At 73.2% G+C, this 14,500-nt stretch carries 11 protein-coding genes; 1 reads left to right on the forward strand and 10 read right to left on the reverse strand.

The window, feature by feature from the left end; all coding sequences use genetic code 11:
• Positions 1 to 362 precede the first annotated feature (362 nt).
• The 6 genes from ACZ5GT_RS24535 to ACZ5GT_RS24560 form a co-directional block, all read right to left on the reverse strand.
• Positions 363 to 2,087, reverse strand: coding sequence for a hypothetical protein (locus ACZ5GT_RS24535; protein WP_469029789.1), 1,725 nt, complete (start codon positions 2,085 to 2,087; stop codon positions 363 to 365).
• Between the two features lie 2 nt (positions 2,088 to 2,089).
• The gene (locus tag ACZ5GT_RS24540; RefSeq protein ID WP_469029794.1) at positions 2,090 to 4,423 is read right to left on the reverse strand and encodes a glycosyltransferase; all 2,334 of its coding nucleotides are present in this window, start codon (positions 4,421 to 4,423) and stop codon (positions 2,090 to 2,092) included.
• Positions 4,420 to 5,889, reverse strand: coding sequence for a glycosyltransferase family 29 protein (locus tag ACZ5GT_RS24545; protein WP_469029797.1), 1,470 nt, complete (start codon positions 5,887 to 5,889; stop codon positions 4,420 to 4,422). Before ACZ5GT_RS24545 ends, ACZ5GT_RS24540 begins: the two co-directional genes overlap by 4 nt.
• A 282-nt stretch (positions 5,890 to 6,171) precedes the next feature.
• Positions 6,172 to 6,822 carry a leucine efflux protein LeuE gene (gene leuE, locus ACZ5GT_RS24550; protein ID WP_469029800.1) on the reverse strand — a complete coding sequence of 217 codons (651 nt, stop codon included), beginning with the start codon at positions 6,820 to 6,822 and terminating at the stop codon, positions 6,172 to 6,174.
• 43 nt (positions 6,823 to 6,865) lie between these two features.
• A complete protein-coding gene (locus ACZ5GT_RS24555) occupies positions 6,866 to 7,441 on the reverse strand; it encodes a Uma2 family endonuclease (RefSeq protein WP_469029803.1) in 576 nt (191 codons plus the stop codon).
• A 91-nt stretch (positions 7,442 to 7,532) separates the two neighbouring features.
• Positions 7,533 to 9,113 (reverse strand): acyl-CoA mutase large subunit family protein, encoded by a 1,581-nt coding sequence (locus ACZ5GT_RS24560; protein ID WP_469029806.1) that lies wholly within the window; start codon positions 9,111 to 9,113, stop codon positions 7,533 to 7,535.
• 247 nt (positions 9,114 to 9,360) lie between these two features.
• On the opposite strand from ACZ5GT_RS24560, the gene ACZ5GT_RS24565 reads away from it, so the two are divergent.
• On the forward strand, positions 9,361 to 10,170 hold the full coding sequence (locus ACZ5GT_RS24565; protein WP_469029810.1) for a L,D-transpeptidase family protein: 810 nt from the start codon (positions 9,361 to 9,363) through the stop codon (positions 10,168 to 10,170).
• A 230-nt stretch (positions 10,171 to 10,400) separates the two neighbouring features.
• Here ACZ5GT_RS24565 and ACZ5GT_RS24570 read toward each other — a convergent pair whose 3' ends face one another.
• From ACZ5GT_RS24570 to ACZ5GT_RS24585, 4 genes are all read right to left on the reverse strand, one after another.
• Positions 10,401 to 11,507, reverse strand: a complete 1,107-nt coding sequence (locus ACZ5GT_RS24570) for a hypothetical protein (protein WP_469029814.1) — start codon at positions 11,505 to 11,507, stop codon at positions 10,401 to 10,403.
• On the reverse strand, positions 11,507 to 12,169 hold the full coding sequence (locus ACZ5GT_RS24575) for an RNA polymerase sigma factor (protein ID WP_469029819.1): 663 nt from the start codon (positions 12,167 to 12,169) through the stop codon (positions 11,507 to 11,509). The genes ACZ5GT_RS24570 and ACZ5GT_RS24575 overlap by 1 nt, the downstream gene beginning before the upstream one ends.
• Before the next feature lie 554 nt (positions 12,170 to 12,723).
• On the reverse strand, positions 12,724 to 13,527 hold the full coding sequence (locus tag ACZ5GT_RS24580) for a hypothetical protein (RefSeq protein ID WP_469029821.1): 804 nt from the start codon (positions 13,525 to 13,527) through the stop codon (positions 12,724 to 12,726).
• 198 nt (positions 13,528 to 13,725) lie between these two features.
• A complete protein-coding gene (locus ACZ5GT_RS24585) occupies positions 13,726 to 14,343 on the reverse strand; it encodes an RNA polymerase sigma factor (RefSeq protein ID WP_469029854.1) in 618 nt (205 codons plus the stop codon).
• Positions 14,344 to 14,500: the final 157 nt, after the last annotated feature.

Here is a 14,500-nt window from a genome sequence, read left to right on the forward strand (position 1 = left end):
GGAGGGGGCCGTTTTGGTTGTCCTGGGCCTACCCGGCTGGGAAGCCGGGTGTGTCCCCCCCCCCCCCCCGCACACCCCCCCCCCCAGGCCGGCGTGCGCGCCCGTTACAGCAGCACCCCGAGGAATTCCACGATGCCGGCGAGAAGATCGGTGATCATGTCCTGCTCCTAACGCTGAGGGAGTGGGTGGGGAAGACGTGCACCGCGACACAGCACGCGACGTTGCGTGACTGTACGGTCACACATTGCTAGTGTTGCCTCTTTCGGCCACCTCGGCTCGCGCTCGCGGGGCCGCCCACCTCTTCGGGGGAACCGCTCCACCGTTCGGCGGGCCGCCGGGATGCGCCCGGGGCCGCCCGCCGGTCAGGCGCTGTGCCTGCGAGTGCACAGCACCACCCGCTCCCCCTCGCCCCCGGGCGGACAGTCGTACACCGCCTCGATGCGGCGCCAGAGGGCCGGGTCGACCTTGCCGGGGCGGAACCAGGGGCGTTCCAGCACCGCGTAGGGCGCGGGGTGGTGGTCGACGCAGTCGGCGTTCTCCCGGTACGACGGCAGCCGCGTGACGTCCGGGAGGAAGCGGGTGCGCTGCAGGAACGTGGCGATGGGGTAGCGGCAGCGGGCGGGGTGGCCGACGTAGTACGCCGTGTCGCCGAACGCGAGGTAGAGCACCGGGGCGCCGGCGGGCAGCTCGGCGCGGATCCGGTCGGCCTCCCGCTCGGTGCTGCGCAGCTCCTCCAGGTACTGGGCGCTGGTCTCGGTGACCTTTCCGCGGTCGACCAGATGCGGGGAGCCGGGCCAGACGGCCGCGGCCAGGCACACCACCCCGAAGAGGGCGACCGGGACGGCGGAGCGGGCGGCGCCCCGGCCCGCGGGCGCGGGGACGGGGTCACGCCCCGCGGCCCGGGCGTCCACGGCGGCCGCCGCCAGCGCGAGCAGGCCCGCCGCCCACACCTCCCACGGCCGTTGCAGCCCCTTGGGCAGCTCGGCGTACAGCACCGGCAGCACGCCGTACGCCAGGGACACGGCCCCGAAGCACCAGGGCGGCGACCGGCGCGCGCCGCCCACCGCGAGGCCCCAGACGGCGGCGGCCAGCACCGGCAGCTGGGCGGCGTGGTAGAGGAACCAGTTGCCCTGCACGACCACGACCGCCTGCGCGGCGACCGCGGCGGTGACCGCGACCAGCAGCACCTCGGCCCGCCTCCGGCGCCCGCGCACCCGGGCCAGGACGAGGAGCAGCGCGCCCGGCAGGAGCAGCAGCACCGGCGTGGCCACCGCGCGGTCGGCGAGGAAGTCGACGGACCGGCCGAGGACGGAAGCGTGGAGGCCGGTCCGGCTCAGCGCCGACTGGTTGATCCGCGGCATGTCCGCGGTCCACTGCCGCTCGCGCGATCCGGCGAGGACGCTCAGCCCGAACAGGGCCGCCGCCGCGCCCGCCCCGGCCAGGGCGAGCCGTACGGCGCGGCCCCGGTCGACGGCGTACACGAGCAGCACGCCGATCGCGGCCGTCGCGGCGGTGGAGTACTTCATCATCACCGCCAGCCCCAGCGGCACCGCGGCGAGCAGGACGCCCCGCCACGGGCGCGCCGGGCCGAGCGTCGCGGCCACCGCGAACACCGTCAGCACGACGGCCGCCCATTCCGGCTGGAGGAAGTCGTTGCGGGGGGCGAGGGCCAGGGCGAGGCCGGTGGCGCCCGCCGTGAGCGCGGCCTCGCGCCGGGTGAGCCGGCGCAGCAGGGCGGTGTGCAGGGCGTACCCGGCCGCCCCGGCGAGCAGGACGCCGACCGCCCCCATCAGGGCCTCGCGGACCGGCGTCGAACCGCCGGAGGCGGTCAGCCGGTCGAGGACCGCGATGAACCACCGGTAGAAGAACGGCCGGTGGGTGAAGACCTCGGACGGCGAGTAGCCGGCCGCGCGGCCGGCGCGCAGGGCGGCGAGCACGTAGTGCAGGTCGCCGGTGAGGCGCCGGGTGACCACGGTGTACACCACGGCCGCCGCGGCGGGCAGGGCGACCGCCGCCCACCACAGGGGTGCGCGGCGGCCCGCCTGCCCGGTCCGTGCGGCCGAGTCGTCGGCGAGGGCCGTCGCCACGGTCAGCCGCCCAGGACGACCCGCAGGTCGGCGGCGTTCGCCTCGGTGACCTTCCACAGCTCCTGCTGGCGGCCGTGCACGTCGGCCACGGTCTTCGCGTGGTCGGCGAGCAGTTCCCGGGAGCGCTCCACCAGGCGGGCGGCGAGGTGGCGGTCGTGCACGGAGACGCCCCACTCGGGCCGCTCGATGTCGTTCAGGAAGTACGCCATCTTCGGGTGCGAGATCAGGCTGATGATGGGCGTGCCGCAGCCGAACGGGATCATTCCGGCGTGCCCGCGCATGCCGATGACCAGCTTGGTGCGGGCGTACAGGTCGAGGATCTCCTTGTTCTCGAAGTCGTACATCGGGATGACCGGCAGCGAGATGCCGTGCTCGCGGCGCAGGTCGAAGGCGATCTTCTCGTCGTCGAGCGAGTGCGCGACGCACTGCACCTCGGCGAGTTCGCCCAGGTCCCGGACGGCCTGCGCCATCTGGGCCAGGAAGTAGCCGTAGTCGTGGCCGAAGCGCAGGCCCGCGCGGTCGTAGGCGGCGTTGATCAGGATGGTGTCGTCGCGGCGGGCGGGGTCCTGCCAGCCCGGCACGAGCTGACGGGTGACCGTCGTCGGGCAGGGCTGGAAGCGCACCTTGCCCTTGAGGTGGTCCGGGAGCATGGCCCGGACCTTCTCGATCGAGCCGTGGTTGCGCAGCCCGAAGAAGGAGGACCGCTCGACGAGCAGCCGCAGCGACTGGCGGAACCGGCCGGCCCGGTAGGACTGGCCGTCGAAGGCGTTGAAGCCCACCGCGAACACCGAGATCGGCACGTCGATACGGTCCAGCAGCTCGTCCGGGACGTTCCACTGCCAGGCGCTGTTGCCGTTGGGCATGGTGTCCGGGATGAACAGGCCGCCGCCGCCGATGACCAGGCCGCGGCGGGCGTTGACGCGTTCCAGGGCCGCCTCGTCGAACAGGCGGTGGGCGTGCACGGAGTGCCAGCGGCGGGAGCCGGTGTCCGGCCCGAAGGCGAGGCGGACGCTCTCCGGGAGCAGCTTGTCGCCCGCGTTGCCCTGCCGGTCCATGTAGAACGCGACGTGCGCCAACTGGTCCTCGGGGGCGCCGAGTTCCTGGGCCGGCACGGAGGACGCGCGCTGCGCCCACAGGCGGCTGGAGCGGTGGGTCGGGTCGACGGACAGGCCGGCCGTGGCGTACTTCAGCGACTTGGCGTTGTCGCCGTGCACCCAGGCCATCTGCGCGAGGCGGGCGTAGGCGGTGGCGGCCCGGTTGGGGGCGGCGGTGGCCAGCAGCAGCTGCGCCTCGGCCTCGGCGTAGCGCGAGACGCTCATCAGGGCGTGGCCCAGCACCTCGTGCGGCCACGCCTCGTCGAGCGGGACGCGGACGCTGCCGAGGATGTCGACGGCGTCCTGGTAGTCGCCGGAGGCGATGTGCGCGGCGGCGACCTTGCGGGCGACCTCGGCGTCTCCGGTGCGGGCGACGTGCGGGGTGCCGTAGTGGACGAGCAGGTCGTGGTGGAGTCCGCCGGAGGAGGCCAGGTAGGCGGCGTGGAAGTCGGCGTCGGACAGGTCGAACTCGCGCCAGCGGTCCTCGGCCTGGCTGTAGCCGGCCTCGCCGCCCTGCCACGGCTTGTGGCGGCCGGTGAAGTGCAGGATCGCGGTGTCCTCGGGGACCGGCAGATCGCCGGACAGCCGCCGCTTGACGAAGTTGTAGCGGGGGTCGAGGCGGACGAAGTCGCCGTCCAGGACGGCGTTGAGGATGCCCTGGTCGTGCTTGTCGAGCTCGTAGTCGCCGCTGCGCCCGCACCGGTCGAGCTTCGCGCAGAACTCGTCGCTGAGGTACTCGCGCTGGATGACCAGCAGGCCGGAGTTGAGCTTGTGCTGTCCATAGAAGAACTGCGGCACGGCCGCGAGTCCCTCGCGCAGCCTGAGCAGTTCGCTCAGGTCGCCGAGGACCACCATGTCGGTGTCGAGGGTGATGACGGTGTCGTACTCGCGGAGCTTGAAGACGTCGAGGATGAAGTACGCCTTGCGGACCAGGTAGTTGTCCTGGTCGCCCTTCTTGTACGAGTCGTAGTGGTCGGCGTCGACGCGCTTGAGGACGATGCGCGGGTGCAGGTCGCGGATCTTCGCGACGGAGCCGGGGCGCAGGTCGTCGTAGAGGACGACGAAGTCCTCGCAGACGCCCGGGTTGGACAGGGCGAGGCTGCGCAGCAGGACGAGGAAGCCGGGCAGGTAGTTCTCGTCGACGTAGGAGGCGAAGGCGATGCGGCGCTTGCCGGTGAGCGCGGAGGCGTCGGTCGCCGGGGCCGGTCCCGCGGCGGGCGCGGTCAGGGAGGTCGTGGTCATCGCAGGGATATCCTCATGTCGGTCACGCTCTGGGCCCGCTGCATGACCCATTCCTTCTCGCTGGTGTATTCGTGCACGGATGTGATGGCCAGCTTCATCGCCTCCGGCACGCGGTAGGCGCCGCTCTCGTAGAAGTCGAAGCCGATCAGGTCGAGCCTGGGGCTGACGTCGAGGAAGTCCAGCAGCCACAGCATGTTGAAGCCGGTGGTCGGGATGCCCGACCAGGCGTCGGCGCCGAGCTTGCCGATGTTGCGCAGGGGCCAGCGCAGCGACTCGTCGCCGAGGTAGGTCTGGGCGCCGGGCACCAGGCGGTTGCGCAGCGAGTGCTTCCAGTCGCCGGAGATGCCGCCGAAGACCAGGCGGGTGGTGACCTGCTGGTCCCAGTTGAAGCCGTGCTTGTGGATGGTGGCGTGGATGTCGGTGCGGCTGCCGGTGTGCTTCGGGTCGATCTTGTACGAGTTGAAGCGCACCACCAGGTCGTACGCGTCGATCTCGGCGCCCATCGAACTGGCGCCCACGCGACCGGAGTTGGCGATCAGGCAGATGGACTTGCCGGTGATCAGGTTGCGGAACTCGCCGAGGCTGATCCACTGCACGCCGCCGACGGTCGGGTCGGCGACGGGGCCGCGCATCCGGCTGCGGCGCTGCTCGGCGTAGAGCGCGAGGGCGTCGGTGAGGGCGGGCAGGTCGACGCCGGGGACGGCGGTGCGCAGGTCGAGGTACTGGCTGAGCAGGTCCTGCCGGTCGGTGACCGGGGCGTCCTCGGCGGCCAGCGTGAGGAGCGCTCCCACCAGCCGGGGCTCGGCCTCGGCCCAGTCGCCGACGGCGTGCGCGGCCAGGCCCTCGGCCCACACCTCGGTGGCGGGGCGGCGGGTGAACTCCGCGGCGCGCGGCACCTGGCGGCCGAGCAGCGCGAGCAGTTCGCGCTCCTTCTCGCCGGCCAGGCGCAGGCCGGCGATGCGGTTGCGGACGCCGAAGCCGTCGTCGTTCGTGAGCGAGAGGTACTTCTCGTACGCCTCCAGCGCCTCCGCCTCGTCGCCGATGGCCTCCAGGAGGCGGGCGCGCAGCCGCCAGCCGGCGCGGGAGTTCTTGCGCTGGGCGAGCACGGTGTCGCTGATGATCAGGGCGAGGTTCAGCTCGTCGTCGTAGCCGCACTCCAGCGCCTTGTTGGCGACGGCGAGCAGGGCGTCGAGCAGTTCGTTGCCGAGGCCGGCGGAGGCGGGGGCGGCGGCGCCCTTGACGGCACGCTTGAGCAGCGCGGTGGCGCCGCCGGCCGGGGCGGGCGCGGCGGCCGTGGTGGCGGTGGTGCCCCACACGACGAGCAGCTTGCGCAGTTGTTCGGCGAGTTCGACGCGGCGGCGGTCGATGCTGCCGACGAGTTTGCCGCTGTGCACGGCGCAGGCGCGCAGGCAGTCGTCCAGCTCCCCTCCGCGTGCGCGTGCCCGTCTGTTGTGGACCCTCGTCATGGCGCTCCTGGGTATGTGCCGAACCAAGCTGTGAACGTGCCTCACCCGCCGGGGTTCACCGCGGCGCGGGGGGATGCCGGGCCAAATTAGGAAGGCAAAACGACGTTCAGGTGAACCCGTCGGGGCCGGGGGGAGAATCGTTGCTCCGCCGCCCCGGCCCACCTGCGGCGCGAACCCGAAAACCCGTCAGCACACGAGCACTTGGCGTACTTCGGCACGCTGGTGATCACATGCCGGGGATCACATGCCGGGGATCACATGCTGGGGATCACATGCTGGGGATCACACGCTCGCCAGCGACAGCTTCACCGCGAAGCCCAGGAACAGCGCCCCGGCCGCCGAGGTGGCCGTGGCCGCGAGCCGCTTGCGGCGGCGGAAGGCGGCGGCCAGCCGGGTGCCGCCGAATATCAGCGCGCTGAGGTAGAGCACGCTCGCGAGCTGCGCGAAGACGCCGAGGACGACGAAGGACAGGGCGGGGTAGGCGTAGCCGGGGTCCACGAACTGCACGAAGAAGGCGACGAAGAACAGGATCGCCTTGGGGTTGAAGAGGCTGATGACCAGGGCTCGGCGGTAGGGCCGCTCGTCGGTGACGGTCACGGCGACGTCCTCGGGCACGGCCTTCTCCCGCCGGGTGCGCCACATCCCCCACGCGGCCCGCATCATGCCGGCCGCGAGCCAGGTCAGGTATCCGGCGCCGGCGTACTTCACGATGCCGAACAGCAGGGCGTTCGCCTGGAGCAGCGAGGCGACGCCGGCGGCGGACAGCGTCATCAGCACGGCGTCCCCGCACCACACCCCGGCCGCCGCCCCGTACCCGGCCCGTACCCCGCGCCGGGCGGCCACGGACAGCACGTACAGCGAGTTGGGCCCGGGCAGCAGCACGATGAGCACGAGCCCGGCCAGATAGGTGGGCAGATCGATGACGCCGAACATGTCCGGAGTGTCGCACACGGGTACGACACTCCGCGCGGGTGTTTCAGCCGTCGAGCAGGGTGTCCACGGACAGCTCGACCCGCACCCCGACCGACTCCGGCAGAACCAGGTCCTGTCCGCGCTTGAACCGCTGGGGGTCGGGATACTTGCCGTCGGCCGGGTCCGTGTACAGCAGCACCTCACCGTGCTTGCGGTCGGCGACGAGGTAGGCCGGGATGCCCGCCTGGGCGTAGCACTCGACCTTCGGGCCGAGGTCGTCGGACCAGTTCGACGACGTGATCTCGACGACCAGGCGGAAGACGTGCGGGGCGTAGTAGTTCTTGGTGACGTGGGCGTCGCGGAAGGGGCCCTCGTCGACCACGGAGAGGTCGGGAACCGCGAAGTCGGACGGCGTGGGCAGCCAGAGTCCGATTCCCTGGACCCATTCACGCCCCGTCCCCACGATGCCCGCCCGGTCCAGCGACCTGCCCATTCTGGTCAGTGTCAGTTGATGCGAGGCATCCCGCGGCGGTGTCACCGTGAGCCTTCCCTGGAGAACCTCCACACGGTGACCGGGCAGGGCATGGGCGAGCCGGTCAGCGGCCTCGCCCAGGGTCAGCGCTTGCTGCACTGCGGCCATGGCGTCCCCCTTTCGGGGCCCACTCTCCGCCAGAGCGGCCGGGGGCGCGGCGTTCCCGCCCCCGTTCACTCGTACGGTGGAACCGCCCAGCTCAGAACGCGTCCGACGGGACGTACGTGCCCCAGATCTCGCGCAGGGCGTTGCAGACCTCGCCGACCGTGGCGCGGGCGCGGAGGGCGTCCTTCATCGGGTAGAGGACGTTGTCCTCGCCCTCGGCGGCCTTCTTCAGGGCGGCGAGGGCCGAGTCCACGGCGGTCTGGTCGCGTTCGGCGCGCAGCCTGGCGAGGCGTTCGGCCTGCTGGGCCTCGATGGCGGGGTCGACGCGCAGCGGCTCGTACGGCTCCTCCTCGTCGAGCTGGAACCGGTTGACGCCGACCACGACCCGCTCGCCGGAGTCCGTCTCCTGGGCGATGCGGTAGGCGCTGCGCTCGATCTCGTTCTTCTGGAAGCCGTGCTCGATGGCCGTCACCGCGCCGCCGAGGTCCTCGACCTTCTTCATCAGCTCCAGCGCCGCCGCCTCGACGTCGTCGGTCATCTTCTCGATGACGTACGACCCGGCGAAGGGGTCGACGGTCGCCGTCACGTCCGTCTCGTAGGCGAGGACCTGCTGCGTGCGCAGCGCCAGGCGCGCGGACTTGTCCGTCGGCAGCGCGATCGCCTCGTCGAAGGAGTTGGTGTGCAGCGACTGCGTGCCGCCCAGCACCGCCGCCAGACCCTGCACCGCCACCCGGACCAGGTTCACCTCCGGCTGCTGCGCCGTCAGCTGCACCCCGGCCGTCTGCGTGTGGAAACGCAGCATCAGCGACTTGGGGTTCTTCGCACCGAACTCGTCCCGCATCACCCGCGCCCAGATCCGGCGCGCCGCCCGGAACTTCGCGACCTCCTCCAGCAGCGTCGTGCGGGCCACGAAGAAGAACGACAGGCGGGGCGCGAAGTCGTCGACGTCCATGCCCGCCGCGACCGCCGTGCGGACGTACTCGATGCCGTCGGCAAGGGTGAAGGCGATCTCCTGCGCGGGAGAGGCGCCCGCCTCCGCCATGTGGTAGCCGGAGATCGAGATCGTGTTCCACTTCGGGATCTCGGCCTTGCAGTACTTGAAGATGTCCGCGATCAGCCGCAGGGAGGGCTTCGGCGGGAAGATGTACGTGCCGCGCGCGATGTACTCCTTCAGCACGTCGTTCTGGATCGTGCCGGTGAGCTTGTCGGCGGAGACGCCCTGCTCCTCCGCGACCAGTTGGTACAGCAGGAGCAGCAGCGCGGCGGGCGCGTTGATGGTCATCGACGTCGAGACCTTGTCCAGCGGGATACCGCCGAACAGCACCCGCATGTCGTCGATCGAGTCGATGGCCACGCCGACCTTGCCGACCTCGCCGGACGCGATCGGCGCGTCCGAGTCGTGGCCCATCTGGGTGGGCAGGTCGAAGGCGACCGACAGACCCATGGTGCCGTTGGCGATCAGCTGCTTGTAGCGCGCGTTCGACTCCGTCGCCGTGCCGAAGCCGGCGTACTGGCGCATCGTCCACGGACGGCCCGTGTACATCGACGGGTACACACCACGGGTGAACGGGTACTTCCCCGGCTCACCCAGCTTCTGCTCCGGGTCCCAGCCCGCCAGGGCCTCCGGCCCGTACACCGGCTCGATGGGCAGTCCGGACTCCGACTCGCGCGCCATGGTGTGTTGCCTCCCGCTCAGCAGTTACTCGCCAGTTACGCCAGTACAGACCGACCCTGCGACGGACTGTAGCGTCGGCCGTGCACCGGGTGCAGGGGCGCACCCTGGGACCTTGCTCACAGGGTGGATGCGGTCCCGGTCACAACAATGCCCCGCCGTTCGCGGCCCGTCACCTGCGGGCAGCATCAGAGGGGCAGGCGAGCACATCGGTGAGACGGCTGGGGGCGCGGTGCGTACTGCGGGCACGGTGAGACTGATCGCCGCGACGGCGGCGCTGGCCGCCCTGGCCGGCCTGTGCGGCTGCACCGTACAGGGCACGGACGGCACCGGCCGCTCACCGGTGCGCATCCAACTGCCGGGCAGCGCTCCCCCCGCCACCGCGTCCGGCGGCACCCCACCGGACTCCTCCTCGGCCGGCGGCGGCGCCGTCCTGTGGTCGCGCGGCGACACCGGCCCCGGGGTGCGCGAACTCCAGGCCCGGCTGCGCCAGGTGGACTGGCTGTTCGACGGTCCCACGGGGACGTACGACGACCTGACCGAGCAGGCGGTCCGGGGCTTCCAGGGCAAGCGCGGGCTGCCGCGGACCGGCCGGACGGACGCCGTCACCTGGCGGCGGCTGCTGCGCATGACGCACGAGCCGGGGAAGTGGGAGCTGTACCTGATGGGCGGCCAGCCCGCCGGCGCGCCCGATCCGCGCTGCCTGACCGGGCGGGTCCTGTGCATCGACAAGACGACCCGCACCCTGCGCTGGATGATCGACGGCCGCACGGTCTCCACCATGCCGGTCCGCTTCGGCTCGCGGGGCACGCCCACCCGCGAGGGCGTGTTCCACGTGTACTGGAAGTCGCGCCACCACTGGTCGACGCTCTACGACTCGTCCATGCCCTACGCGATGTTCTTCAGCGGCGGCCAGGCCGTGCACTTCTCGTACGACTTCGCCGCCCACGGCTACGCCGGCGCCTCGCACGGCTGCGTCAACGTCCGGGACGAGGCGGCGATCGCCGGCCTGTACGCGCAGGTGCGGTACGGCGACAAGGTCGTCGTGTTCCGCCGGTGATGCTCGCGGGGATTCAAGGAGGTTAGGGGCGCGGACGGGACCGGGGGAACGTGTCCCGCCCGCGCCGATGCGCACGAGCCGTGGGTACGGGGGGAACCCCGGCTCCGTGCAGAAAGCCGATGACCAGTCGGCTCACTCCTTACTGCGCCGCCGCGCCCGAAAACGTCACACCCCGCGTGAAGAATTTTTCCCGGGCCGCGAAAGGCCAGATCACCGCACGGCGCGCCGGATCAGAGGGCGCTGTACGTGGGGCTCGGCGAGGGCGCGGGCGACGTGGCGGCCGGGGTGCCGTTCCCGCCGGGGGCCAGGCGGGGTGCGCCGTCGCCCTGGTCGTCGTCACCCTGGTCGTCGTCACCTTGGTCGTCGTCCTGGCCGCCCTTGCCCTTGCCCTTGCCGTTGCCGTTGCCGTTGCCGTTGCCGTTGCCGTTCCCGGCGCCGTTGCCGTTCCCCTTGCCGTTGCCGTTGTTCTTCCCGTCGTTGCCGTTGGCGGTGGAGCCGCCGGTGTCCTTCTCCTTGCCGTTGGCGTCGCCGTTGCCTTCCGCGGCGCCGGTGCCGGTCCCGGAGAGGACGCCCTGGCAGTACTTCCACACGCGGGCCGTGCCGGAGCCGCCCGCTGCCTGCTCCAGGGCGCGTCTGCGGCCGGGGCCCAGTTCCCTGCCGTCGCGCACCGCACGGCAGGCCGACAGGGCGCCGCCCCACCAGCCGCCCCCACCGCCGGAACCGGCCTCTTCCGAGGCCCCGCCGTCCGGGGTGCCGTGCGGGTCCGCCGGTCCCGTGGCGCCGGCGGTGGAGCCGCCGGGCGAGGGCTCGCCCTGCAGTAAGCCGGCGGACGGCGGCGATCCGAGCGGCCGGTCCGGCGTCCCGGCGACCGACACCGAGGCGCCCGGACGGGGTTCGTCACCGCCGAAGGGCCCGGTCAGGAAGCCGCTCGTGGCCGCGACCGCGACCCCGCCGACCAGGACGGCGGTCAGCGCGGCGGACAGCCCGAGGCGGACGGGGCGGTTCCAGCGGCGCCGTCTGCCGATTCCGCTCGGCCGGCCGAGGCGGACCAGGCCGGCGTCCGAGGACTCGGCATCCGAGTGGTCGTCGCCGGCGGCGACGGCGGCGGAACGGCCGGCCGAGGCGTCGGCCCGCGCCGCGCGGAAGGCGGCCAGCGCGGCGGCCTCGCCCGGGAGTCCGGCGTCTTCCGCGGCGGGTTCCGCGGTCAGTGAACCGAGCGCCTTGGCGAGCCGTTCTGCCTGGTCACGGGCGGTGGGGTCGACAGCTTCGAGGGACTGCCCGGTGAGCAGGAGCTCCGCCGTCTCGCGGTCCAGCCACCTGTACTGCTCGTCGGCCATCACATGTCCTTCTGCGTCCGCGCGCGCATATGCGTCACTGTCGCGGACGTCACCGCGCGGCCGCTCGGTTCTCGCTGGGAAGGCAGCGCGTCGAGCGCGCCGGCCGATTCCGGATCGGCGCCGATGAGTTCGGCGAGACGCTTGAGACCGCGGTGCGCCGCGGTGCGCACGGCGCCCGGACGCTTGCCCAGCGTCTCCGCGGCCGTCTTCGCGTCGAGGCCCACGACCACGCGCAGCACGACCGCCTCGGCCTGGTCCCGCGGCAGCCGGGCGATGAGGGAGAGGGTGCGGTCGGTGGCCAGCGCCTCGATGGCCTCGCCCGCGGTGTCGGACTCGGCGGCCCGGCCCGTCAGCTCCGTCTCGTCGCCGCCGACGGCGGGACGGCGGCCGCGCATCCGGATGTGGTCCAGCGCGCGGTTGCGGGCGATCCGGGCGGCCCAGCCGCGGAAGCGGTCCGCGTCCCCGTCGAAGCGGCCCAGGTCACGGGCGATCTGCAGCCATGCCTCGGAGGCGACGTCCTCGGCGTCCGGATCGCCGACCAGTGTCCGTACGTATCCGAGCAGCCGTGGGTGCACCGCCCGGTACACAGTCCGGAACGCGGTCTCGTTCCCGTCCTGTGCCGCAAGCACCGCGGCGGTCAGCTCCGCGTCGTCCCCCAGCACCCGTGTTCCTCAGTCGATTGGTCGGCCGATGGTTGCGGCGATCCCCCTCCGCGCCCGGCGCGAAAGGCACGTTACGACCTGAAACCGCTGCTCGTCCATGTCCGCACGAGCTGCAACGGTCTTGTGATGGAGCGGGGTGTGACAGAAAACGCACCCGGGGCGCTGTAGGGAGTACGGGCCGCCGCGCGGCCCGTACCGCGCGACGGCCGGGGCCTCTCCTGTGGGGGGTGGCGGCCCCGGCCGTTGTCGTGCGGCACCCCTGCCCGGGCCCGCGGGCGGCCGGCCCGAGCCCTTCGGCCCCCTCCGATCCCGGAGCCGTTCGGGACTCTTCGAATCCCGGCGGGACTCATCGAATCCCCGGAGCCTTCGGGGCTTCCTGGCCGTCGAGGCCTTTCGGGGCTCCCCGGCCCTTCGAACCCTTCGAGCCCTTCAAGACTCCTCGGCCCTCAAGCCCTGCGAGCCCTTCAAGACTCCTCGGCCCTTCGAGCGCTTCGGGACTTCTCGGCCCTTCGCTCCTTCGGATCCTCGCCCCTGTCCGGTTCCCGGCGAGGTCCTCAGCCGCTCTTGTCGTTGTCCTCGCCCGACTTGCCGTTGCCGTTGCCGTTGCCCGCGCCGGCTGCCGCCCCCGTGGTGGGGGCGGCCGGGGTCGTGGCGGCGCCGCGGCTCGCGGCGGGGCCCGGAGTCACGGCGCCCTGACTCGCGGCGGCGGCGGCAGGAGTGGTGGCGGCGCCCGGTTCGCTCGGCCTGCCGGTCCCGTCGCTCTTGGCGTGGTCGCTCGCGGCCGCCGACGGCGTGCTCCCCGCCAGTTGCCGGGCGCAGTACCCGGCGACCTTCTCCTCGCCGCCCGCGGCCGTGATCAGCCACTGCCAGGCCGTCGCCTCCAGCGCGCTGCCCCGGCCGCCGACCGACTCGTACGTCCGGCAATGGGCCTCGGTGTCCCGCGCGGTCCCCGGACGGTCCGGAGCGGCGGAGGCGCCCGGCGTGCGGGAGCCGGCCGCGGACGACGCGCCGGAGGACGCCGTCGCGGCACTGCCCGACGGACGCGGCCGCCCGCTGCCGCGGTCGTCGTCCGACGACCCGGCGGTGCCGATGGCCGCGACGGCGACGCCGCTGACGGTCAGCCCGGCCAGGAACAGCGCCAGGGTGGCCTTCAGCGAGCGGCCCGCCCGCCCGCGCTCACGCGGGCGCCAGTCGTCCCGGCGCCGGGTCCGCGTGCGGAGCGCACCGGCCTCCCGGGCGGCCCGGAAGGCGGCCACCGCCCGCTGCTCGCCCTCGGCGTCGACGGCGTCCCGGCGTATCGCCGCGGCGAGCAGCTGCTCCAGCGCCGCGCTCTCCGCCGCGCCTTCGGCACCGGACACGGGGCCGGACACGGGGCCGGACACGGGGCCGGACACGGGGCCGGACACGGGACCGCCGGGGCGCACACGCCGACGGCCGGAGGTACTGCCGTCGCCCTGCCGTTCACCCATGTCCGTACCCATCCCTGTCAGACCCGTCGCGCGGCCGGCCCTCGCCGCCGCCCGCACCGCCCGCGGCGTCCGTGCCGCCGCTGCCGTTCATTTCGACTCCCCCAGCGTCCGGGGATTCCCATTCGTCACACCCGGGACGCCGAGCCGGCGGGCGAGACCCTTCAGCCCCCGGTGAGCGGCGGTGCGCACGGCGCCGGGGCGCTTGCCGAGGACGCGGGCCGCGGCGGGACCGTCGAGACCGACGACGACTCTCAGCAGCACGGCCTCGGCCTGGTCGCGGGGCAGACTGCGGACCAGTTCCAGGGCGCGCTCGGTGGAGAGCGCCTCCAGGGCCTGCTCGTGGGTGTTCTGGTGGCCGGGCAGCTCCAGCACGTCCTGTTCGAGCGCCGAGGACCGGGGGCGCACCTTCTGCCGGCGCAGATGGTCCAGCGCCCGGTGCCGGGCTATCGTCGCCGTCCAGCCGCGGAAGCCCGCGCCGTCGCCCCTGAACCGCCCGAGGTCGCGGGCTATCTCCAGCCAGGCGTCGGAGGCCACGTCCTCGGCGTCGTCGCCGACGATCCCCCGGAGATAGCCGAGCAGTCCCGGCTGGACGAGTCGGTACGCGACGGCGAAGGCGGCTTCGTCGCCCTCCTTGGCCCGCGCCACGGCCTCGCCCAGCTCCCCGTCGTACGCCTGCGCGCGGCGGGGTTCCCCTCCCTGGCCCAACACTGTCCTCGTTCGTACGGGTGCGAAACGGGCCCGTCGGAACCCGCGTCGGGGGGGGGGGGGGGGGGGGGGGGGGGGGGGGGGGGGGGGGGGGGGGGGGGGGGGGGGGGGGGGGGGGGGGGGGGGGGGGGGGGGGGGGGGGGGGGGGGGGTGTGGG

The organism is Streptomyces sp. NPDC031340 (genome assembly GCF_055569945.1).

What these genes read in the sequence shown, in the direction of transcription:
- ACZ5GT_RS24540 (WP_469029794.1), bottom strand. Translation starts at nt 4,423, where the DNA reads ATGACCACGACCTCCCTGACCGCGCCCGCCGCGGGACCGGCCCCGGCG.
- ACZ5GT_RS24545 (WP_469029797.1), bottom strand. Translation starts at nt 5,889, where the DNA reads ATGACGAGGGTCCACAACAGACGGGCACGCGCACGCGGAGGGGAGCTG.
- leuE (WP_469029800.1), bottom strand. Translation starts at nt 6,822, where the DNA reads ATGTTCGGCGTCATCGATCTGCCCACCTATCTGGCCGGGCTCGTGCTC.
- ACZ5GT_RS24555 (WP_469029803.1), bottom strand. Translation starts at nt 7,441, where the DNA reads ATGGCCGCAGTGCAGCAAGCGCTGACCCTGGGCGAGGCCGCTGACCGG.
- ACZ5GT_RS24560 (WP_469029806.1), bottom strand. Translation starts at nt 9,113, where the DNA reads ATGGCGCGCGAGTCGGAGTCCGGACTGCCCATCGAGCCGGTGTACGGG.
- ACZ5GT_RS24570 (WP_469029814.1), bottom strand. Translation starts at nt 11,507, where the DNA reads ATGGCCGACGAGCAGTACAGGTGGCTGGACCGCGAGACGGCGGAGCTC.